Source organism: Shewanella kaireitica (assembly GCF_023284045.1).
Classification (GTDB): Bacteria; Pseudomonadota; Gammaproteobacteria; order Enterobacterales; family Shewanellaceae; genus Shewanella; species Shewanella kaireitica.
The window spans coordinates 294,871-318,746 of sequence record NZ_JAKIKQ010000003.1 but is presented as its reverse complement, the minus strand read 5'-3'; the positions used below and the strand labels follow the sequence as shown (position 1 = coordinate 318,746).

15 protein-coding genes are annotated in these 23,876 nt (G+C 43.7%); 12 read left to right on the top strand and 3 right to left on the bottom strand.

The genetic code is table 11. The features are described from left to right. Positions 1-84 precede the first annotated feature (84 nt). On the bottom strand, positions 85-1,254 hold the full coding sequence (locus L2730_RS06315) for an isovaleryl-CoA dehydrogenase (RefSeq protein ID WP_020913488.1): 1,170 nt from the start codon (positions 1,252-1,254) through the stop codon (positions 85-87). A 104-nt stretch (positions 1,255-1,358) separates the two neighbouring features. Next, a complete protein-coding gene (locus L2730_RS06310; RefSeq protein ID WP_044555982.1) occupies positions 1,359-1,754 on the bottom strand; it encodes a MerR family transcriptional regulator in 396 nt (131 codons plus the stop codon). A 352-nt stretch (positions 1,755-2,106) separates the two neighbouring features. Here L2730_RS06310 and L2730_RS06305 point away from each other — a divergent pair, with 352 nt between their 5' ends. The 7 genes from L2730_RS06305 to gndA all read left to right on the top strand — a co-directional run bounded on the left by L2730_RS06305 (position 2,107) and on the right by gndA (position 10,406). Continuing rightward, complete coding sequence (locus tag L2730_RS06305) at positions 2,107-4,011, top strand: propionyl-CoA synthetase (protein ID WP_248973813.1); 1,905 nt, start codon at positions 2,107-2,109, stop codon at positions 4,009-4,011. A gap of 562 nt (positions 4,012-4,573) precedes the next feature. Continuing rightward, positions 4,574-4,936, top strand: coding sequence for a YgiW/YdeI family stress tolerance OB fold protein (locus L2730_RS06300; protein ID WP_248973812.1), 363 nt, complete (start codon positions 4,574-4,576; stop codon positions 4,934-4,936). An 80-nt stretch (positions 4,937-5,016) separates the two neighbouring features. Next, positions 5,017-5,688, top strand: coding sequence for a response regulator transcription factor (locus L2730_RS06295; RefSeq protein WP_248973811.1), 672 nt, complete (start codon positions 5,017-5,019; stop codon positions 5,686-5,688). After that, on the top strand, positions 5,657-6,898 hold the full coding sequence (locus tag L2730_RS06290; RefSeq protein WP_248973810.1) for a sensor histidine kinase: 1,242 nt from the start codon (positions 5,657-5,659) through the stop codon (positions 6,896-6,898). The genes L2730_RS06295 and L2730_RS06290 overlap by 32 nt, the downstream gene beginning before the upstream one ends. A 250-nt stretch (positions 6,899-7,148) precedes the next feature. After that, entirely contained in the window at positions 7,149-7,511 is a 363-nt protein-coding gene (locus L2730_RS06285) for a YgiW/YdeI family stress tolerance OB fold protein (RefSeq protein WP_248973809.1), read from the top strand. A gap of 43 nt (positions 7,512-7,554) precedes the next feature. Next, a complete protein-coding gene (locus L2730_RS06280) occupies positions 7,555-7,950 on the top strand; it encodes a hypothetical protein (protein ID WP_248973808.1) in 396 nt (131 codons plus the stop codon). Between the two features lie 905 nt (positions 7,951-8,855). Beyond that, positions 8,856-10,406 (top strand): NADP-dependent phosphogluconate dehydrogenase, encoded by a 1,551-nt coding sequence (gndA, locus tag L2730_RS06275; RefSeq protein WP_248973807.1) that lies wholly within the window; start codon positions 8,856-8,858, stop codon positions 10,404-10,406. Positions 10,407-10,481: 75 nt separating this feature from the next. Here the strand turns inward: gndA and L2730_RS06270 are convergent, their stop codons facing one another. Further along, complete coding sequence (locus tag L2730_RS06270; RefSeq protein WP_248973806.1) at positions 10,482-10,964, bottom strand: hypothetical protein; 483 nt, start codon at positions 10,962-10,964, stop codon at positions 10,482-10,484. 405 nt (positions 10,965-11,369) lie between these two features. On the opposite strand from L2730_RS06270, the gene L2730_RS06265 reads away from it, so the two are divergent. The 5 genes from L2730_RS06265 to L2730_RS06245 all read left to right on the top strand — a co-directional run bounded on the left by L2730_RS06265 (position 11,370) and on the right by L2730_RS06245 (position 23,779). After that, entirely contained in the window at positions 11,370-13,448 is a 2,079-nt protein-coding gene (locus tag L2730_RS06265; protein ID WP_248973805.1) for a phytanoyl-CoA dioxygenase family protein, read from the top strand. A 326-nt stretch (positions 13,449-13,774) separates the two neighbouring features. After that, positions 13,775-14,266 (top strand): GNAT family N-acetyltransferase, encoded by a 492-nt coding sequence (locus L2730_RS06260; protein ID WP_248973804.1) that lies wholly within the window; start codon positions 13,775-13,777, stop codon positions 14,264-14,266. A gap of 33 nt (positions 14,267-14,299) precedes the next feature. Then, the gene (locus L2730_RS06255) at positions 14,300-14,581 is read left to right on the top strand and encodes a DUF6916 family protein (RefSeq protein ID WP_248973803.1); all 282 of its coding nucleotides are present in this window, start codon (positions 14,300-14,302) and stop codon (positions 14,579-14,581) included. Positions 14,582-14,648: 67 nt separating this feature from the next. Next, complete coding sequence (locus L2730_RS06250) at positions 14,649-15,296, top strand: phage tail protein (RefSeq protein WP_248973802.1); 648 nt, start codon at positions 14,649-14,651, stop codon at positions 15,294-15,296. A gap of 203 nt (positions 15,297-15,499) precedes the next feature. Further along, on the top strand, positions 15,500-23,779 hold the full coding sequence (locus L2730_RS06245; RefSeq protein WP_248973801.1) for an Ig-like domain-containing protein: 8,280 nt from the start codon (positions 15,500-15,502) through the stop codon (positions 23,777-23,779). Positions 23,780-23,876 lie beyond the last annotated feature (97 nt).

Below are 23,876 nucleotides of genomic sequence, written 5' to 3'. Positions count from 1 at the left end.
CGACGTTAAGGTTGTCACCCCTGTCCAAATTTGGGCTCTAAAAGGCTCGTTAATCGAGCCTTTTTATTAATGATTGAGCATGGCTTACTTTGATTCGTTAAACAGCTCTCGGCCAATCAACATACGGCGAATTTCAGAGGTGCCAGCGCCAATCTCATAGAGTTTGGCATCACGCAATAAGCGGCCTGTGGCGTACTCATTAACGTAACCGTTACCGCCAAGAAGCTGAATCGCATCTAGTGCCATTTTAGTCGCTAGCTCTGCTGAGTATAAAATGGCTCCAGCGGCATCTTTACGCGTGGTTTCACCACGGTCACAAGATTTGGCAACGTTGTAGATGTATGACTTAGCGGCGTTCATGCCTGTGTACATATCGGCAAGTTTGCCCTGTACTAGTTGGAATTGCCCGATAGACTTACCAAACTGTTCGCGCTCGTGAATATAAGGAACAACAATGTCCATACAGGCTGTCATGATCCCAAGTGGGCCACCAGACAGAACAACACGCTCGTAATCAAGGCCACTCATTAGTACTTTAACGCCATTGTTGAGTCCGCCAAGAATATTCTCTTCAGGCACTTCACACTCTTCAAAAACTAGCTCGCAAGTGTTTGATCCGCGCATACCGAGCTTGTCTAACTTTTGCGCTTGAGTGAAACCTTTAAAACCACGCTCAACGATAAATGCGGTAATGCCGTGGGCGCCTTTATCGAGATCCGTTTTAGCGTAGATAACATAAGTGTGGGCATCTGGACCGTTGGTGATCCACATCTTGTTGCCGTTAAGAATGTATCTATCGCCCTCTTTGCGGGCATGCAGTTTCATTGACACTACATCAGAGCCCGCATTGGGCTCACTCATCGCTAATGCACCAATATGCTCACCGGTTATCAGTTTAGGCAGATACTTGGCTTTTTGTTCACTATTACCGTTACGGTTTATCTGGTTTACACATAGGTTTGAGTGAGCGCCGTAGCTTAAACCGATAGAGGCGGATGCGCGTGAAATCTCTTCCATAGCAACCACGTGGGCAAGGTAACCCATGTCTGCTCCGCCGTACTCTTCTGATACGGTGACACCTAATAAGCCCATGTCGCCTAATACAGGCCAAAGCTCATTGGGAAAGGCGTTATCAAGATCGGTTTTTGCCGCGATAGGGGCAATTTCATTGGCAGCAAAACCTTGTATGGCATCGCGTAGCATATCGACATCTTCGCCAAGGCCGAAGTTTAGAGATGAGTAGAGTTGAGTCATGTGCTTGTGTCCTGTCAAATTGTCTATCTGTGCGAGTTCACTGATCTGTGTCGTGATACTCGCAGGCTTATTATTCTATTGGTGTTATCAATGACTGTTGCTGACTAGCTATTATTGGCCAGTGCATCGCGGCATTGCTGCTCCGCGGAATTTAGCTCCATGAGCACGACTTTGATGTCATCCATCTGCTGCTGCAGGGCGACTTTTTTGTCTTCCACCAAGTCGAGCATGGTATGTAGTTGTGTGCTGCTGTTTTTATCTGCATCGTAAAGTTCGAATAAGCGTCTGGTCTCAGCGAGTGAAAAGCCTAAACGCTTACCGCGTAATATAAGTTTGAGTCTTACTCGATCTTTCAGATTGTAGATACGAGTCTGGCCACGGCGCTTAGGTTTAAGCAGCCCTTGATCTTCATAAAAACGAATACTACGAGTTGTGATATCAAACTCTTTTGATAGATCACTGATAGAGTATGTCGTTTGGGGTAACTGGTTGTCTGACATTAATAACACCATATTTATTAACTTTTCTTGCACGATATATGAAGTTTACGTAAAGGTAAAGTTTGAGGTGGTTGGCAAACAATATTTTCATGTCAATTGTGCGTTCCAATCTCGCTTGATGAGATAGACAAGTGATTGACTTTTCAATAGGCGGTTTGAAGTTAAGTTGTTATTTAACAGTTACTTATGGTTGGGTTTGGCTTTGGGGTAGTGTTGTTTTACGTTATTCCATATACTCATTCTAAGGTCTAATGGGGATTTTTTGTGCAGCGGAGCATAATGCTTCAAAGGACAATAATCATTGAGATGTAGTCGTGATTACGCTCAGATGACGTTAACTGGAGTATGCATAGTGAAAGATAAAAACACGCAGTTACATGCAAGTTCGATCTCAGACCCGCAACATTTTTGGGCGCAGGCGGCACAAACTATAGATTGGGTGTCACCATGGGACAAAGTGCTCGATGACAGTGAGGCACCTTTCTATCACTGGTTCAAAGGGGCAAAGCTCAACACTTGTTATAACGCAGTCGATAGGCATGTAGAGGCGGGGCGCGGAGCGCAGGTAGCGATTCAATATGTTAGTCCAGTTACCGATACTGAATACGGAATTACCTATGCAGAGCTGCAAGCTCAGGTCAGCCGGCTCGCAGGCTATATGGATTCAATTGGCGTGAAAAAGGGTGACCGCGTGGTGATCTACATGCCTATGGTGCCAGAAACCGCTTATGCCATGTTGGCCTGTGCCCGTATCGGCGCAATTCATTCAGTGGTCTTTGGCGGTTTTGCCGCTAATGAGTTAGCCACCCGTATTAATGACGCTAAACCTAAACTTATTTTGTCTGCTTCATGCGGCATTGAGCCATCAGGTGTCGTGGCTTATAAGCCGCTACTGGATAACGCACTAGAGCAAGCGACTCACAAGGTTGAACATTGCCTTATCTTAAATCGCAGTCAGCTTGAAGCAAGCTTACAAGTTGGCCGGGATGTTGACTGGCAAACTGGCGTGGCAACCGCACCCAATATTGATTGTGTGGCGGTAGATGCAACCGAACCGCTGTATATTCTTTATACCTCAGGCACCACAGGCCAACCAAAAGGGGTGGTACGTGATAATGGCGGCCATAGTGTGGCGCTCGCATGGTCAATGAAACACATTTATGACATTGAAGCGGGTGATAGCTTTTGGGCGGCATCAGATGTGGGCTGGGTAGTGGGCCACTCGTACATAGTGTACGGTCCCTTGCTGGTGGGCGCGACCACCTTAATGTATGAAGGAAAGCCAATTGGTACCCCTGATCCCGGCGCATTTTGGCGAACTATTGCTAAATACAATGTTAAAAGCTTTTTTACCGCACCCACTGCAATACGCGCGATTAAACGTGACGATCCTGATGGCGAATATTTAAATAGTGTCGACCTTTCATGCTTAAAGAATGTGTTTTTAGCTGGCGAGCGCTGCGATCCTGATACCTTGCACTGGGCTGAAGATAAACTTAAAAAACCAGTTATTGATCATTGGTGGCAAACCGAAACAGGCTGGCCTGTGGCTGCAAACCTTATGGGGTATGCGCCGGTTGAGGTTAAAGCTGGCTCGCCAGCGCTGGCGGTGCCGGGTTATCAAATTGAAGTGGTTGATGTCATGGGTGAGCAAGTTGCTGCCAATGAGTCTGGTAATGTAGTGATTAAGCTACCGCTACCGCCAGGGACGTTAACGACACTTTGGCAAAATGAGCAGCGCTATGTTGATAGCTACTTGTCTATGTACCCAGGTTATTACTTAACGGGTGATGCAGGCTATAAAGATGATGATGGTTACCTTTATATTATGAGCCGCATCGATGACATTATTAATGTCGCCGGACATCGCTTATCGACAGGGCGCTTTGAAGAGGTATTGTGTCAGCACGATGCCGTTGCCGAGGCGGCAGTGATTGGCGTTGAAGATGAGCTAAAAGGACAAGTTCCTCTAGGGCTGGTGGTACTCAAAAAAGGTGTCTCGCTGGATGAGCAAGAGTTGAACAAACAGTTGATGGCACTAGTGCGTAAAGAGATAGGACCCGTGGCTGCATTTAGGTTAGTGAGCGCGGTACAAAAGCTGCCTAAAACCCGTTCGGGTAAAATCTTGCGCGGCACCATGCGTAACATCGCCGACAATAAAAAATACAATGTGCCAGCAACTATAGAAGACCCAGCAACCTTAGATATTGTGCGCAATACGCTAACTCGCATGGGCTACGCTGACGCCCACGTATAGCGTTTAAACCTTGTCGCTGGAAGTATTGCAGACATGAACTGCTTCCAGCTTCTTAACATTTACTCTTAATGTAATTTACCAGCATTGAACCTTTGGAGCTCATTGTGATACTTAGCTTATTATTGGATTGTTAGGAGAATATGTCGCAATCGAATGTAATTCACCTGTATTGAGCTTACGCAAGTCGCCGTGAATATATTCCTATACGCTCTGCTAAATCATCCATGATTTAGCAGCTTGCATAGCTCATGATAGATGGATAGTCAGTAAGTTCCTTGTAGATGCAGGCTCATGATTGGACAAAAACTAATTAGATCAGCTCCTGTAAACTCTGTTAGTAGAATGAGCAAAAGTGAGCTGCTTATTGGGGACTTAGAAGCTAGGACTTTACCTCTTCTTTTAATTTAAGCTATTTTAATTTGCATACCAATACAGGTTTTCCTTCACACTGTCTTCACACCTTAATCGATATAGTAGCTACATATTAAGCGGCACGAGACTTAAACGCTCTGTTACTTATACAAATTTATGTAATACCCACTTTATTTATTAAGGAAAAATCATGTTTAAAAAATTAATAGTGTTACCTCTTATTGTATTTTCTAGCCTTAGTTTTGCTAAATATGAAGCTGTACAACAAGGTGGATTTTCTGGGCCTAATTCAGAGCTTGAATTGTCTGTAAAACAAGCGTTAGAAGCAAAAGATGATGCGATTGTTTCTTTAACAGGTCATATTGTACTTTCAAATGGTGGAGAAGATTATTGGTTTGAAGACAAAACGGGTAGAATCCAAGTTGAAATTGATAACCATTTATTTAAAAACCAGACTGTTACGCCTCAAATGTTAGTGACAATTGTTGGTGAAATCGATAATGACTGGAGTGATAGTTCAATGGATGTAGATGCATTGATAATCAATTTATAATAGATTGATTTAAGCTGGCTTCTTTCCTAATATAACTATTTATCATTCAAATTTATAAGTTGTTATTATGAAGGTGCTAAATGCATATACTAATTGTGGATGATACGCATAGCGTGGCAGAAACGATTGCTGATTATCTTGAACTTGAAGGCATGACCATTGATTTTGCTTATCATGGGGAGGCAGCCTTACACTTAGTGCAAGATAATCACTATGATGCAATTATCATGGACATAATGATGCCCAAAATGGATGGCATTACTGCGGTCAGAAAATTACGTGAAGAATTATTTTGTGATACGCCTATTATGTTCTTAACCGCCAAGGATCAGCTTGAAGATAAAATAGCTTCATTTAAAGCTGGTGGTGATGACTATTTAGTAAAGCCCTTTGCATTAGAAGAGTTGAGTTTACGTTTACAGGCTCTTTCCCACCGTGGAATGCGGCAAAATATTGGCCACTTAAGCTTTGCGGATATCAGTGTAGATGTTAAAAGTGGAGAGGTGAATTGTGCTGGTAAAATTATTAAAGTCAGCCCAATTCAATTAACTATTCTTAAAGTGTTACTTAAAAAAGCTCCCAATGTTGTGAGTAGACAAGAAGTCATACAAGCAATATGGGGAGATGAAAGTCCTTCTAGTGATGCACTGCGAAGTCATGTATATAGCTTGCGCACTAAACTTGCTGAAGGGCAAAATGAATCCCGACTAGAGACTATTCATGGGCAAGGCTTCCGACTTAAATCTGAATAACAAACAGTACCCGAGCATTTATCGCCATATAAGACACCATTTAAGCATCTCTTTATTGGTGATTTTCGGTTTTTTCGGTTCAACTGTTTATCTTGCTGAAAGCAAACTTGAAGTGATTAGTTTACACCATTGGCTAGATACTGAATTAGATCGTTACGAGAAGGAATACGCCATCTATGGTTTAGCAACCAAGTTGCCCAACACCGCTGAATTTGATACTTATTGGACTGAACGTGAAGTACCTACTTGGTTAGCTCCTTTTAAAAACATTGGCTTTAATGAACACTTATTAGGCACTGAGGACAAACACTTCATCATTGCAAACCACCCTTCAGGTAAAGGGTTAATGTATATTGTCTTTAAAAAAGATGCCGATGATTTTTTAGACATATACGAAGAGAGTTTGCATACCTACATTGTATTCCTTGGTTTATTTATTGCCTTGGGTGTGATGATCTACAGTTTTTATTTTATGCGTTTAATCTCTTTGCCATTACTCGCCATTGAGCAAAAAATAACGCAAATGAAACCTAACCAGCAAATGTCTAAACTGCAAACAAAATACCGTGAAACACGGCATATAGAGCAAACTTTTATTAATAATAAAAAAGATATTGAAGGCTTTTTCCAACGAGAAACGGAGTTTAGTCGCTTTTCATCTCATGAGTTACGCACACCAATTATGGTGATTAAAGGCTCTACTGAATTATTAGCAAAAATCCCCAACCAGCTTCCAGTTGCACAAAAAGCGATTAAACGCGTACAACAAGCCTGTGAAGACATGGAGGTATTATCTGAAGCCTTTTTATTATTAGGTAAGGAATCAATCGAAGAAGCACACTTTAAAGATATTCAGCTTGAAGATGCGCTTAGAAAACAGCTCGATGAATTACAGGTTTTATTTTTAAAACAAGGATTAAATTACTCCTTGGAGCTACACCAACCTGGAATGTTAAAGTGCCCACCCTCCTTTGTTTATATTGTGATAAATAACCTCATTAAAAATGCTTTTAGTTACAGCGTTGCTGATATTCACGTCAGCCTACAACAGCGACAGTTGACCATTACTAATCGTCATCAAGGAAACGAAACTTATCAAGCTGGCTATGGTTGTGGCTTGGTGATTGTTGAGCGCGTGTGCGAACGAATGGGCTGGGTGTTTACCAGTAAAGATACAGGAGAAGAGTTTATTTCCTTCGTAAAATTTTAGTTTATTCCAGCCACAAAACCTAGCCAGTATTACCTTAGTTAGCATCCTATCCTTCAAACATTTAGCCTTAAGTTAAATAGACTAAATCTACTGCGCTGAATTATTTTTAATTTTATTTGAATTTAAAAAAATATCTTCACGTTCTCTTCACACCTTTACCAGCATAATGCCCACATACTAATTTACTAGAGAATGAAAAGTAAGTTAACAACGTGCCTTTATTAGGCTATTTAATTTATAAGGAAAAATTATGTTTAAAAAATTATGTGCATTAACACTTGTTATGTTTACTAGCATTAGCTTTGCGGATATTACACCTATTCAACAAGGTGGGTTTAAAGGTCCTAGTTCAGTCCCGAAATTAACAGTGTTACAAATTCAAGATGCACAAGACGAAACCTTGATTTCAATCACTGGTCATATTATCTCAACGCAAGGAGATGAAAAGTACTTATTTAAAGATGAAACAGGTGAGATTCAAGTTGAAATTGACAACAATTTATTTCAGGGTCAAGCAGTAACCCCTGAAACACTAATTACCATTATTGGTGAAGTAGATAAAGAGTGGAAGCAAATTTCAATTGATGCTGACTCTTTATTAATCAAACAATAAATACTGGCTTAACGAATGAAGTACTGTGGGTAAGAGTATGATAATGAAAACATTAGTAGCGGTGGCTGCAGGTTTATCCGGAGTTGTTACTCTGACTATATTGACACTAGTTACTTATGGCGGTGATATTTATAAATCAATAGACGATGAATCTGTAAATAAAGTTGAAACTAATATCGAAAACATAAAGAGTAACATTGAATATGTAATTGAAAATGCAGAATCAACCATTCAAGGCAGCATAGATGAAATTCAAGGCGATGTTGAATCGGTAATTATTAAAGCTGAAGAGGAAATTCAAGGCCACGCAGAGACATTTGAACGTAATGTTAAATCCTCGGTTGATAGTACTGATTTACACATTCAAGATAGCGTTGAAAATATCAATAAGGTTAATGAGATCGAATCTGAAGAAAATGCGAGCATTGAGTATAGGTAGAATAAACATCTTTTATCGTAATATGGAAAATATGCCTTTTCGAATATTTTCCATATTTATCTCTTCCATCTCACCTAGGAAGCGAAAGTTAGACTTTCGCTGTGTCAACCAACAAAAATTAACCACGAATTCAAACATGTCTAACTCATTTTTGGGAAAAAGTGAGTTAGAAAACTAACAGAAAATACCTATTTCCCCATCGAAGTTGCCGAATTCATCGAAGAAAAATTGCGTGAAAGAGGTATGGTCTACCAAGGTAGACTTAGGCGAGCCATGGTCTTTCTCGTGTATCCACGCACTTCAAGACATTCAGACTTCCTGCCTATCAGATGGCGAATATAAGGCGATAGCTATTTTCTAAAATGAGTGCGGTTCAACAACTTCGCCGGGGCGGCTCGGACTCTTTATAAAAGAAATGGTAAGAGAAGCTTGATAAAACTAATAGCTAACTAATACGTTTTGGGCACTACCAAGTTAACTTTAGATCTATTACCAACTAAATCAGCCACCAAATACTAAGAGTCGGTACGGAAGAGCTCATCGAAATCAAAGATGTTTTCGATGAGCTTACTTAGACGTACTAGAGGCGAGCCTTGGCAGTATCTGCAAATTCATGGAATGACGGCACCTCAACATCCTATCTAGCAGCTACACCTTTAACTGATGATTCGATTCAGCTAAATACAAGAGCCAATACCGCTGGCTATTTTCTAGTGGGGATTCACTGTTCTCTATATAAAACAAGGTTGTGAAAGTTAGGGCTCAACTAGATGTGATGCTAGTAATTTAGTTACCAAAGTCTGTATAATCCGCAACAAAATAAAACCTATCCTGTCAGCAAAGTCTTTTGAATTTACGACTAAAATAGATAGGGGATTCTCTGTGACCTGCGGAATAATACTTAAATGAATAATCAAACCGAGCTTTATGATATTGGCGTTGTAGGCCTAGGCGTAATGGGCAAGAACCTTGCGCTTAATATAGCTGATAACCAATATAGAGTTGCTGCATTCGACCTCGATGCCGACAAAGTACAAGGTGTTGTTCGCCAAGAAGAATTAGAACGTATTAAGTATCTAAATAATGTCGCCGATGCGCGTATCGCTGGCTGTAATAATATTTCTGAAATGTTATCTAAATTAGAGAAGCCGCGTGTAGTACTATTGTCCGTGCCAGCGGGCGCGCCTGTTGATGGTGTGTGCCAGTCTCTAATTGAGGCGGGTATCGAAGCTGATGATATTGTTATCGATACGGGCAATAGCCTTTGGACTGATACGATTGAACGCGAAAAGCGTTACGCCAGTGATTTCTTGTTTTTTAGCTGCGCCGTTTCTGGCGGTGAAGTCGGAGCTCGTTTTGGTCCTTCCTTGATGCCAAGTGGTAGTTTAACAGCTTGGAATCGCATCGAACCCATCTGGCTAGCGATTGCCGCTAAGGTTGATGCTAAGACGGGTTTGCCTATTGAGCGTTTTGAGCCCGGTAACCCAGTAAAAGAGGGCGAACCCTGTACCACTTATATTGGCCCAGCAGGCTCAGGTCATTACGTAAAAATGGTACATAACGGTATCGAATACGCCGATATGCAGCTTATTTGCGAAGCATACCAGTTGCTACGCGATGGACTGGGTTACACACCAGCTCAAGTAGGCAAGGTGTTTGAGCGTTGGAACGCAGGCTCGCTTAATAGCTATTTAATGGAGATCAGTGCTGATGTATTACAGCAAGCCGACCCATTAACTGGCGCGCCGCTTGTGGATATGATCCTCGATAAAGCCGGGCAAAAGGGCACTGGACTGTGGACTGCAGTGAGCAGTTTACAAATTGGTTGCCCAGCTCCTACTATTGCTGAAGCCGTTTATGCCCGCGCTGTCAGTACCCAAAAATCTCAGCGACAAACGCTGAGTCAACAACTTGCTGGCCCAACAGGCGTTTCAATTGCGAGCCTTAATAATGGCGATGAACAGGCATTTATTGCTCAGTTAGAAAACGCTTTATACTGCGCTAAAGTGTCCTGTTATGCCCAAGGCTTCCAGTTGATGGCGATGCAAGCCAAAGAGCAAAACTGGCAGTTAGATTTTGCTGAAATAGCTAAAATATGGCGCGCTGGTTGTATTATCCGTGCAACATTTTTGCAGTCAATTACTCAGGCTTACCAGCAAAATGCGGATCTTGAGAATCTATTGATGGCTGAAACATTTGCTAAGGCATTATCAGAAAAACAGAATGATTGGCGCTGTGCGGTATCCGCAGCGGTGATGAGCGGTATTCCTGCGCCATGCATCAGTTCGGCACTGGCTTATTACGATAGTTACCGCTGCGAACGTCTGCCAGCGAGCTTATTGCAAGGTCAACGTGATTTTTTTGGTGCGCATACTTTTGAGCGTACCGATAAGCCAGCTGGTGATAAGTATCACTTAAACTGGAGCAGTGAAGATCGCACACTCGATAAACTGTAGCTGTAAGTACTAAGTCTATGCTGTTAAGGCCATGATGCGTGTGCATCATGGCTTTTTAATGTCTGGCTTTGGGGATTAATCTCGTAGCCAGCTACACATTGATGGATAACCCTCTTTAGTTTCTGGGGCGAGACAAAGACCATAATAAACTAACATTGGATAGCCAAATCCTTGGCCTTGACTAAAGGCTTCTATGTAATTTTCTGAAGCCCCTTTATAGCCATCTTGGTGAAATAAAATCTGACTTGGAAGGCCAATAAATTGTAGTGCAGCCCAAGACCAGGCAATCGCAGCCATTTCGTCAGCTGGGGAATGACCTGCTGTGTATACATCACCTGATAGGGTGCCTCTAGCTGCAAACTCCGTCACTGCAATGTGCCCAGCCTCATGGAGTAAATCCCCAGGGTTTTTCATTTTATCTTTATCGAATATTAGCTTACCTTTATCAATCAAAATGCCAGGTAAAAAAGTCTTCTGCTCAATGCGAGCTTCTCTGGTTTCAATATCTATTTCTGCCAGAAAAGTTAATATTTTCTGTAACGTCGTTAGTTCATCCATGAATTTGTCTCTACGTCGCAAATATACGCATTGTGTTGTTTTGTATTATATTCCCCTTCCTTTAACACCCAATAACGAAGGCATTGTGCCTGCCCAATTCGTTGTTGCGTTAGCTTGAAGAGGAATAACCATTTATATGTTATACGCTTAAAATTGAATCGCCATCATGCCTCTGAATCAGTCATCATCTCGTAAAACGGGAATATATGCTTAATCGATTGATTATTTATCATAAAGCAGTATTTTAAATTTAGCTAATGTTCAACTGATGGACCTAAGCGGTAGCTTCGACTTGCTGCTTGATAGCAAGATGTTCATCCTTGTTATTGAAAATATGAGTCTGCTCAAGACCATCACGAGTCGATATCACATTGAAGTGAAAGTAGATTAAATGGAGTTATGTTAATGATGTCTATAGATGAAGTGAGCATACATGTCGGTGCAATTTTGAACTCTAACCCGGCTGAGATTGGCGCAGTGCAGCAGAGTATAGACTCTTTAGCCCTCATTCTATCGGAGGCGAGTGGGGTTGATGATCTTAAAGAGGATAACATTACTTTTGGAGAGAGCCGTACCGTATGTGGATTAGCTGTCTCACCTACGGTTGCAGCAAAATGTGCGCAAGATCTACTTAGAACTCAGTTATTTATCCAAGGGATAGAGCAAGCAATATTGGATAAAAGCTCTCATAGTAATGAAGTGAACATTCTATATGCGGGGACGGGACCTTTCGGACTGCTCATCTTACCGCTGCTCTGTTATTACAAAGTGATAAATAGCCCAATAAGGCTATCTCTTACCCTCATTGATATCCATAAGGTGTCAATTGATGGTATCACTAAAATAATCAAGGAATTTGAGTTACAGGATTATATTAGTGAAATCATCATTGCAGATGCGACGAAATTTTACCCTAAGGAAGGTGTAGAGTTCGATTTAATTGTGTCAGAGACAATGAAAAATGCTTTAAAAAAAGAACCACAGATTTTTATTTTTGCCCATCTACAGCAGTTTTTAAAGGCTGATGGTGTTCTGATCCCTGAATGTGTTCAGGTGTCGGCATGGTTGACCCATTTGGGGCGTGAAAGTGAGCAGCAGTTTACTGGATCTCAATTGTCTTTAACTGAAGCAGAACTTTCGCCTATATTGTTGGGAATCGTCTACGAGTTAAATAAACAGTCAGCACATACAGTACAGCAGCAAGGCATTGACAGCTTGGCGTGTGAGTTGAGTATTCCTGACAGTGAAACTTGGTGCCGCGTTCTATACCCAGATTTTAAAATATCAACTGAAATAAAAGTTTATAAATGCTTTGTCATCACTGAGCGGCAATCAGATTTGACTATTCCAGAGGTCACAATCGAACATCAATTTGTGGCTGGCTCAAAAATATCATTCGATTATATAGAGGAGCCTGAGTGGCATTTTCGCTGGCAAACTGAACACTTGCAGCTGTGCATTAGATTACCTGATTATAGTGAGGTTGGTGACAGGGGAATAGCTGGCATTAAAAGGATCTGGCATAAGGCCAAGTTGGATCTGAAGGGAGGTTTAGAGCCCGCTGTTAAAAGCGAAGAGTGGCTCATTGATGTTGCGATAATGGATAGGTTGGGATGTGGGATTGAAGAGTGGGTTAGCTTCGCCTATGCGAGTCAGACGTTCGCAGAGTTTGAGCTGTGGGTATGGCAAAGAATGAGCAATCTTGAGCATGATAAAACGGATGGTGTAATGCTGGATGTATGCTCCAAATCAGGAGGTAGCGTGTCTTTTGCGGCTGCAGATATCTTGTCAATGGAACAGCTACAGCAGTTTGATAGGCTAGGTTATCTCATCATCGAAAATGCTATTCCTCCCTCGCATTGCGAGGCAACCTGCAGCGCAATATGGCAGTTTCTAAATAAGCGTCCCGATGAGGTCTTAACTTGGACTGAGCCACACCCTCTATGGCAGAAAACAATGGTACAGATGTTTGATCACCCTACCTTAACGGCGAATCGAAATACGTCAGTCATCAGCCAAGTTTATCGGCAGCTATATCGGCATTTTGGCATCGAAAGCCAGTTGTGTACAACGACGGATAGAGTAGGCTTTAACCCACCAGAAACCGAGTTATGGTCTTACCCTGGCCCTTTGTTGCATATTGATGTTAACCGTGCCAAAGCAAAGACTTTTGGCTTACAAGGAATACTGTACTTAACCGATACTAGGCTCGAACAAGGAGCGTTCACCTGCGTTCCTGGTTACCATAAGAAGCTGACCGAAGTCGCTTCAGATAGTTTATTATTGTCAGCCGACGATGACCCTTATCATTTCCCAAACCTCCATGGAACCGCTATTGCCGCAAAGGCTGGTGATCTTATTATTTGGCATCATGCTTTGCCCCATGGAGGCAGTCCTAACAAGGCCGATTCTCCTCGGATTGTCCAATATATAAACATGTACCCTGAACAAGCGGGAGGTGATAGCAAATTAATCCGAACTTGAATACCATTAATGTCGTAGATGAACAATTGCGTGGTCGTACTTTAGGTTGATTTTGTCTTTGGTGGGGCGCCAGTTGTGCTTGTACGCTGTATTGGCTTAGTAGCCTGTAATAGCTCAGTCGTCCAGAAGTAATAAAGCTGAACTGATGGCCAGTTATCAAGACTAAAGTATTACCTGTTTTTTGCTTAACATTGATAAAAACAATGTTAAAACAATCAAATAGGTATCTATAATAGTGGGTGGAGTATGAGTAATGTTCACTGGGCCTATGAGCTAGAAGCGTACATCGGCTGATTTTAAGTTTGACTCATTAAACGGAATTAATGATGGAAAAATTACATTTTAATAACGGTTTAGCGTTAGTCCCTTCGCGCTCAACTGATGCGCCGTTTATTGAAGCACTATTTCGCAGCACTCGTTCTTTTCTCCTCAATGCAAGTTCTGACACCGATTTTGTCGAATCGCTGGTTGAGCAACAACTATGTTGGCAAACCTCCGGTTATGGCAATCAATACCCCAATGCAATGACCTTTATTGTGCAGCTTCATAGTGAGCGGATTGGCAGAGCTGTGGTAGATTTTAGTGCGAATGTGGCTCATTTAGTTGATCTCATGTTTATCCCGCAAGCCCAAGGAAAGGGCTATGGTAAGTCTGTTATCAATGCGCTACAGCAAGCTGCTGCCAAAGTGAGTGTTCCAATGACATTAGTGGTTGATTTAAGTAATACGGCAGCAATCTCTATGTATCAAAATCTAGGCTTTACAGTCGAGTCGATAAAGTCGCCCTGTCAATTAATGGTTTGGTATCCAACAAACTAGCAATCTAACAATAAATCAAATAGGAGTTGGGGAATGAAGCCGTTTACTTTCGAGAATATTAAGTCATTAGTTGGTGAACAGTTTGTGGTTAAAGATCAATTGGGGAATCAATTGCCCGTATCACTCACCCATATAACGGAATCTAAACGTGAGTCGACCACATCATTTAGCGCAATTTTTGAGTTTGCAGCGGGTGGTTTGTTAGAAGATGGTGGCTACTATGTCGAACACCCAAAAATTGAAAAAAGTTATCTCTGCCTTTCACTTAACTCGTCAACAGAGTTTGAGATTTTAGTTAGCTCACTAAAAGCATAAGGCTACAAGGTTAAATTTTACTCGCAGTAACAACCAAAACATTAACAGTTTTATAAGGATATATACTATGGCTGATCCGTTTATTGGAGAGATAAGAGCAGTTGGATTTTCTTTTGCACCTAGAAATTGGGCTATTTGTAAAGGGCAGTTGATGGAGATCAGCCAGAATGGTTCTTTGTTCTCTCTCATTGGGAGTAATTATGGTGGCGATGGTCGAGTCACCTTTGGCATAGCCGATCTGCGTGGCCGAACAGTAACCGGACAAGGTCAGCCCCCAGGGCAAGCTAATAGGGTTATTGGTCAGTTAGGTGGACGCCAAAACATTACCTTGCAGTCAGCTCAACTTCCTCCCCACAATCACCCTCTTAATGCTAGCTCAAAAGAGGGCACTACCAGCGTTCCTACTAATGCGGTGCTTGCAACAGGCAGCGGTAGTTCTAAGGTTACGGTGTCTATCCCAGCAGGTATCCCTGTTAGCGGGCAGATAGGTTCAGGCCCAGGAGCTAGCCAATTACAAAATGGACAGACCTCTGACTCCAAGACTGCCAGCGGTTCAGTGACAACTGAAATGTACACTGCAGCGAGTAGCTTGACGCCAATGTCTGCCAACAGCATAGGCAATACAGGTACTGGTGCATTTATAGGTGTAGAGCAACCCTACTTAACGCTTAACTATATTATGGCGTTGGATGGGATCTATCCGACCAGAAGCTAGGCTTATTTGTGTTTTGCTAGCCGCGCAGTAAAGCAAGATCCCATGGAGCGCTTTACTGCGAATAGGAAAAATTGGGATGTATTGAAGCCGAAGTCTTTAATGTGGCCTATTTGAAGTTAGTAGCTTCGAGTTAATTGCTTCAAGTTAATCGCTTGAAGTGAAAGTTTTGATATCAATCGTTAACACATGGAAGTGCGTCCGTTATGAGTAAACTACTCCTGCCCATTTTATCTTTAGTTAAGCAGTTAGTTGGTTCAGTGCTACTGCTATTATCACTTTTCAGTCTTTCAGCTAATGCTGCCACGAGTACCATCTTAGATACTGACCCTGTAGACGTTGGTCCAGTCAAATCGTTCAGTCTGAGTAGTGCCAACCATGGTAGCTTTGATTTTAAATGTACCGAAGATGCTGACAGTGTCTCGTTTGCTGCGTTAATGGATTGTGGCGGTGGGAATATTGCTGGTTTTTATGGAGCTAGTGAACATGAGCCCATTGCTGGAATTCTTGGTTTGTCAGTCTATTCAAGTAATGCGCCGTTCGGAAACCCTGATGCTATTTGGTTGGTATTTAGACAGCAGGCTGGTCAGGAGTTCGATTTTACGAGTTTTTCCGTCGCAGTCTTAAGGGATGAGAATAATCGACTAGAAGTTTTGGGGCTAAGAGACGATGCCATCGTTGCCAGAGTTGAATTCGCTATCAACCCTTCTACAATTGATGACGATCCAAGCGCTGCAGGTATAACGACGGTTACTCTTCCAAGTGACTTTGATAACGTTGATGAAGTCAGGATCCGCCATAAAGCGACACTCGCTCCAACTTACCCTGGCTTTTATGGACATCAATTTCATAATTTTGTGATAAATGATGGCCCTGCTGCTAACACCGCTCCGACTATTTCAGTTGATAACTCAACAGCAAGTTACACTGAGAATGCAACGACAATCCAGATTGATGACGCTGCTGCGCTGTCTGATGCCGACGGTGATGCCGACTGGAATGGTGGCACGTTACAGGTTCAAATAACGGCTAACGCTGAAGCTGCTGACGAAATCAGCTTAAGTGACCCTGATGGTGACGGAACTGCAATCACTGTTTCTGGTACCAATATTCTTGCTAACGGTACAGATATTGCTGATGTAAGCGTATCTGGCGCTGTAGTAACAAATAACACACTCTTAACCATTACTTTCGATAGTGACGCCACCAATGCAAATGTGCAGGAAGTATTGCAGTCTTTGCGTTATCGAAATACCTCAGATAACCCAGGCACCAGTAATCGCACCATTACTTTCACCGCGACGGATTCTAATGCCGCCTCAGTAAATGATACTCGCACAGTTTCTGTTACTGCGCAGAATGACGATCCGCTGCAAAATGGAGTATTACCCACAGATATCGTTGTAAGTGAAGATGTGACCGGTAATTTAGATCTAAGCGCAGTCAGTATTAGTGATGCGGATGCCGTTAATACGACATTAAAGTTAAGTGTGACTGGAGGAGCATTAACTGCAGCTGATGGTGCAGGATATAGTCTCAATATTACTGGTTCTGGAAGTACAACGGTTTCTATCTTTGGTACTCCTGCAAGTATAAATAGCTATTTAGATACAGCCACAAATATCAAATTTCTAGGCACGGCTAATGCCTTCGGTGATAACGCTGGGGTATTAACGTTAGTTGGAAATGATGGTGGTAATAGTGGTTCCGGTGGTGGTAGTAATATTACTTTTGGCACTATCAATATTGATATAACAGCCCAAAATGATGCACCAGAGGATATTAGTTTAAGCGCAACGAGCATTAATCAAAGTGCGACAGGTACAGGAATTCAGGTTGGAGCGCTCAGTGCTGTAGATATCGATAGTAATAGCTTTACGTTTAGCTTGGTTGCCGACGGTGCATCCATTAATGGCAATTGCGGCGCTGATAACGATGCTAATAACAACCTATTTCAAGTCACAGGCACCGCTTTTGAAACCCAATCGGTAACAGCGGCAGGTAGTTACAAAGTCTGTTTGCAAGTTAGTGATGGTGCGACCAATTACCAAAAGGCATTTAGCGTTGTGGTAATAGATAATGGTGCGCCTGATATCACTATCTCAGGCGCTAGCGGTAGTATTAACGCGGCCTTTACCGCAACTTTTAGTTTCAGTGAAGTTGTGACAGGCTTTGTGATGACTGATATTTCGGCTAATAACGCATCTGTCAGTAACTTCTTAGGCTCAGGTACAAGCTATACGGCACTCATTACTCCAACTGCTGCGGGTAGTGTCACGGTCGATGTCGCTGCTAATATGGCTGTAGATGGGGCGAGTAACGGTAATACCGCAGCAACGCAACTGAGCGTGACCTACGATGCTAGTCAGCCTAGTGTCGCGATTTCAGGTGCTAGCGGCAATATCAACGCGGCCTTTACTGCTAACTTTACTTTCAGTGAAGTCGTGACTGGCTTTGTGATGACTGATATTTCAGCTGGTAATGCTACGGTCAGTAATTTCACTGGCTTAGGTACAACTTATACGGCTCTCATTACCCCAACTGCAGCGGGCAGTGTGACGGTCGATGTCGCTGCAGGTGTGGCAAAAGATGTCGCAGATAACGGTAATACCGCCGCACCGCAGCTGAGCGTGACCTATGATGCCAGTCAGCCAAGCATTGCGATTTCAGGAGCCAGCGGCAATATCAACGCGGCCTTTACTGCTAACTTTACTTTCAGTGAAGTCGTGACTGGCTTTGTGATGACTGATATTTCAGCTGGTAATGCTACGGTCAGTAATTTCACTGGCTCAGGTACAACTTATACGGCTCTCATTACCCCAACTGCAGCGGGCAGTGTGACGGTCGATGTCGCTGCAGGTGTGGCAAAAGATGTCGCAGATAACGGTAATACCGCCGCACCGCAGCTGAGCGTGACCTATGACGCCAGTCAGCCAAGCGTTGCTATTTCAGGAGCCAGCGGCAATATCAACGCGGCCTTCACAGCAAGCTTTAATTTCAGCGAGTCGGTGACAGGCTTTGTGATGACTGATATTTCGGCCAATAACGCAACGGTCTCGAGCTTTAGTGGAAGTGGCGCCAGTTATAGCGCGCTGATCACGCCTACTGCTGCGGGTAGTGTGACCGTCGATGTGGCCGCGGATGTGGCAAAGGATTCGGCGGATAACGGCAATACTGCGGCAACGCAACTGAGCGTGACCTATGATGCTAGTCAGCCTAGTGTCGCGATTTCAGGTGCTAGCGGTAATATTAATGCGGCCTTCACAGCAAGCTTTAACTTCAGCGAGTCGGTGACAGGCTTTGTGATGGGGGATATTTCAGCAAATAACGCATCTGTCAGTAACTTCTTAGGCTCAGGTACAAGCTATACGGCACTCATTACGCCAATAGCAGCAGGTAGTGTCACGGTTGATGTCGCTGCTAATGTGGCTGTAGATGGGGCGAGTAACGGTAATACCGCAGCAACGCTACTGAGCGTGACCTATGATGCTAGTCAGCCTAGTGTCGCGATTTCAGGTGCTAGCGGTAATATTAACGCGGCCTTTACAGCGACCTTCAGCTTTAGTGAAGCTGTTACAGACTTTATCAGTGCTGATATTTCAGTCAGTAATGCATCTGTCAGTAACTTCACAGGCTCAGGTACAACTTATACGGCACTCATTACCCCAATTGCTGCGGGTAGTGTGACCGTCGATGTGGCCGCTGATGTGGCAAAGGACTCGGCCGATAACGGCAATACCGCCGCAGCGCAACTGAGCGTGACCTATGATGCTAGTCAGCCTAGTGTCGTGATTTCTGGTGCTAGTGGCAATATCAATGCGGCCTTTACGGCTAACTTTACTTTCAGTGAAGTCGTGACTGGCTTTGTGATGGGGGATATTTCAGCGAGCAACGCATCTGTCACTAACTTCTTAGGCTCAGGTACAACTTATACGGCTCTCATTACCCCAACTGCAGCAGGCAGTGTGACGGTCGATGTCGCTGCGGGTGTGGCAAAAGATGTCGCGGATAACGGTAATACCGCAGCAACGCAGCTGAGCGTGACTTACGACGCAAGTCAGCCAAGCGTTGCGATCTCAGGTGCTAGCGGTAATATTAACGCGGCCTTTACAGCGACCTTCAGCTTTAGTGAAGCTGTTACAGACTTTATCAGTGCTGATATTTCAGTCAGTAATGCAACGCTCTCGAGCTTTAGTGGAAGTGGCGCCAGTTATAGCGCGCTGATCACGCCAACAGCTGCAGGTAGCGTGACCGTTGATGTCGCCGCTGATGTGGCAAAGGACTCGGCGGATAACGGCAATACCGCCGCAGCGCAACTGAGCGTGACCTATGATGCTAGTCAGCCTAGTGTCGTGATTTCTGGTGCTAGTGGCAATATCAATGCGGCCTTTACGGCTAACTTTACTTTCAGTGAAGTCGTGACTGGCTTTGTGATGGGGGATATTTCAGCGAGCAACGCATCTGTCACTAACTTCTTAGGCTCAGGTACAACTTATACGGCTCTCATTACCCCAACTGCAGCAGGTAGTGTGACGGTCGATGTCGCTGCGGGTGTGGCAAAAGATGTCGCGGATAACGGTAATACCGCAGCAACGCAGCTGAGCGTGACTTACGACGCAAGTCAGCCAAGCGTTGCGATCTCAGGTGCTAGCGGTAATATTAACGCGGCCTTTACGGCAACCTTCAGCTTTAGCGAAGCTGTTACAGGCTTTACCAGTGCTGATATTTTAGTCAGTAACGCAACTGTCACTAACTTCACAGGCTCAGGTACAACCTATACGGCACTCATTACCCCAACTGCAGCGGGTAGTGTCACGGTCGATGTCGCCGCGGATGTGGCAAAAGATGTCGCGGGTAACGGCAATACCGCAGCAACACAACTGAGCGTGACTTACGACGCGAGTCAGCCTAGTGTCGCTATTTCAGGTGCTAGCGGTAATATTAACGCAGCCTTTACGGCGACCTTCAGCTTTAGCGAAGCTGTTACAGGCTTTACCAGTGCTGATATTTCAGTCAGTAATGCAACGCTCTCGAGCTTTAGTGGAAGTGGTGCCAGTTATAGCGCGCTGATCACGCCAACAGCTGCAGGTAGCGTGACCGTTGATGTCGCAGCTGATGTTGCTAAGGACTCGGCGGATAACGGCAATACTGCAGCAACGCAGCTGAGCGTGATCTATGACGCCAGTCAGCCAAGTGTCGCTATTTCTGGTGCCAGCGGTAATATCAACGCGGCCTTTACGGCCACCTTCACCTTTAGTGAGTCGGTTACAGGGTTCGATAGCGCTGACATTTCAGTCAGTAATGCAACGCTCTCGAGCTTCAGTGGAAGTGGCGCCAGTTATAGCGCGCTGATCACCCCAACAGCTGCAGGTAGTGTCACGGTCGATGTGGCCGCGGATGTGGCAAAAGATGTCGCGGATAACGGCAATACAGCAGCAACGCAGCTGAGCGTGACCTATGATGCTAGTCAGCCTAGTGTCGTGATTTCAGGTGCTAGCGGTAATATTAACGCGGCCTTTACGTCCACCTTCACCTTTAGTGAGTCGGTTACAGGGTTCGATAGCGCTGACATTTCAGTCAGCAACGCATCTGTCACTAACTTCGCAGGCTCAGGTACAACCTATACGGCACTCATTACCCCAACAGCAGCAGGTAGCCTGACGATTGATATCGCCGCGGATGTAGCAGTGGACTCGGCTGATAACGGCAATACCGCCGCCGACGCGTTCAGCGTTATCTACGATGATACGCCGCCAACGGTTATTATTAACGGAGCTACGGGGGACATTAATAGTGCATTTACCGCTAATTTGATCTTTAGTGAGGAGGTCGAAGGCTTTGACCTCACAGGAGTGGAATTGACCAATGCTACTTTATCTCAGTGGAGCGGTGAGGGGTTAAGTTATAGCGTTCTAGTAACACCTATCGAACAAGGTGAGGTGTCACTGCTCGTTAAAGAGAATGCAGCAGCCGATAAGAGTGGTCGGTTGAGTCTAGCCTCAGAGTTGTTCAAAGTTAATTTTGATAGTGTTAAACCTGAAGTGACCCTATCACTGCTGACAATGAAAGAGCGTGAAGAGTTTGCCATAGATGTGCTCTTTACTGAGCCTGTGATTGGCTTGACGTTAGAAGATTTTCAAATTGAGAATGGCATAGCCTTAAGTTTAGTCGGAGAAAAGGATAAGTATATTCTCAAGGGAGCGGTAACATCAGTAGGGCAAGATGTCTTAGTGCAGGTTCCTGCCGACGTTGCTGAAGACGGTGCTGAAAACGGTAATTTGGAGTCGACTAATTTTGCCTATCCAACTAACAGCCCTGGAAGTGTGCGCATTGATGGCTTTAAAGTTGTTGAACAGACTATCACAGCGGTAATTGATGATGTTGATGGCATAACCGAACCCGCTGCGAGTTACCAATGGTTCAGTCATTTGAATGAACAAAGTACCAGTATTGGTGGCGAAGATGATTTCTATCTGCTGACGAGTGAGGAAGCAGGCAAAGCGATCTCCGTGATAGCAACTTACCTCGATGATGCGGGCAGAACTGAGATTGTCTCGTCAGAGCTCACTGCCATGGTGATGACTGTTCCTGAGTACGCGCTTGCACTGATTAGTGATTTTGCGGATCTCGATGGCGACGCTGCTCAATTGCTTGCCCAAGTTTATCTCGATGCCGGAGTCAGTAATGCATCATTAGAGCAATTAGATAGCATATTGGCTTTGCTCAACAATGCTGTGGCAAATTACCATGCAGCTGATATTGACGAGGTCGCGGAAATTGAAACATTAATTGCACTTATCCTTCAAGGGCAAGACAGTGATGGTGATGGTATTCCTAATCTAGTTGAAAGCGATGTTGATACTGACGGCGATGGGATAACTGATGCCAATGATGCAGATTCAGATAATGATGGTATCAGTGATGCTGCTGAATTTTCTGTCTCCGTATTACTTGCAACAGAAAATAGTAACTCAAACTCCATGTCAAATGCTAAATCTAGCACTAGTTCAGTTTTAGCCAACTCTGCTTTAATAAGCAGAGGGGTTATAGATGGTGACGAAGATGGCATTATCGACTTCTTTGATGCTGATATTGATGGAGATAACCAAGTCGATGAAGGGCGAGTCGACACCAATTTTGATGGTGTAGATGACAATTTAGCGTCAATTGAGGCTGTGCTAGATGTTTTATCAGCGTTTGATATAGATAAAGATCGTAGCGCGAATCACCTAGATCTGGATTCAGACAATGATGGTGTTTCAGATGTATTGGAAGCAGTGCTTGAGGATGCCGATAGCAATGGGTTTAATGATGATCCTAGCAGCATGGTTAATACTGTCGAAGCGCTTATCGATACCAATAGTGATACTAAGCCTGATTTTCTTCAGCTAAAAAGTGACGGGGAGGTGTTTGACTTAATCAACTTTGGTTTACCCCTTGAAATGGATGCAGATCAAGATGGACGATTAGACGATACTATCGATATGGATCATGATGGACTTATCGATATTGTAGATGGAGCGGTTGGCGCATTTGGTAGCTTGCCTGATCTTGATGGCGATGGATATGCTAACCATGCCGATGACGATGATGATGGCGATGGCATTCCTGACGTTGATGAGAACCCGCAGCAAGCTTTTTATACAGGTTTTGATGCCGATGCTGATGGCATAGATGATGGGGTAGATCATGAAGTTAATGGTGTCATTTATGGTAGCGATAGTGATGGAAATGGAGTCAGGGATGATAGAGAAATGTTAGATACAGATAATGACGGTATAGCAGACCATTTAGATGTTGACTCTGACAATGACGGTACTAATGATGGTGAGGATATCACTAACAACATTGGGGCTGATGGTCAAACGATTACAGGTGGTGGCGCGTTTCATTACAGCGCTGTAATAGCGTTGCTTCTATTAGCTATGGTGCGTCGGATAAAAATGTCAGCTGGAAGAGCAATGCCCGCCTTTCTGCTTGTGATCCTTGCCTGTGGATCACCAGCTTATGCGCAATACTCTATTGGAGCCGGTATTGGAGCTGTTAAGCTTGAACCAACACTTTATACCGACATCGATAAAGATAATGACTACGACCTATCTTACAATCTTGAGCTTGGGTATGGATTCACTGACAACTGGTGGCTTAAATTACGCGGCGTTGAGTTAGGTCAAGTTGATTTAAGCCAGAACGGCAGACTCAATGCTGAGATTGATTATCGAGGTGCAGCATTATTCGCCCAATATCAAACCGGTATCTTTAGTGATTCAGGTTTGGCAATTTATGGTTTAGCAGGTATGAGTTGGTTAGAAACTGAAACGAGTGGCTCTCTAAATATTGATGACAATAGCGATCAACAGTTTGCTGCTGGGTTAGGGCTTTACTATGAGCTTAATCAGGATAACGGTTTTGCACTAGAGTGGGTTTCTTATGCTGAAGATGTATGGGTTGTTGGTTTGCAGTTCACCAGCAAGTTTGGGTATTAATCGGTAAGCTCTCGTCCTTGCCGTTAAAGCCTTAACAGCGATTACCTTAAAAACAATGGCTGTTTTGTTTACACAAAACGGCCATTGTTATTTAAAG